The organism is Paraburkholderia sp. SIMBA_053 (assembly GCF_046534895.1).
Classification (GTDB): Bacteria; Pseudomonadota; Gammaproteobacteria; order Burkholderiales; family Burkholderiaceae; genus Paraburkholderia; species Paraburkholderia caledonica.
In genome coordinates this window covers 1-230 of record NZ_JAWRXU010001894.1, presented here as the reverse complement: position 1 = coordinate 230, position 230 = coordinate 1, and the positions used below count along the sequence as shown (strand labels likewise).

Annotated in this window: 1 pseudogene; it reads right to left on the bottom strand. The window is 62.6% G+C overall.

What is annotated here, in order from left to right:
- Positions 1-61: 61 nt before the first annotated feature.
- A pseudogene (locus SB753_RS42135) lies at positions 62-230 on the bottom strand (adenine phosphoribosyltransferase); the annotation flags it as partial.

Genomic DNA, 230 nt, shown 5'->3' with positions numbered 1-230 from the left:
CGAGGAAAAGCAGGAAGTTGGGCATCGCGCTTAAGCTCCGTTCAAGGGACGTGCAAAGGGATCAGTGGCCACCGAACGTCGTGACGGTGAAAAGCGGCAGGCCCGCTTCACGTAGCAGCTTCGAGCCGCCGAGATCGGGCAGATCGACAATCGCAGCACCTTCGATCACCGTCGCCCCGAGACGCTCCAGCAGCTTCTTGCCCGCCATCATCGTGCCGCCCGTCGCGATC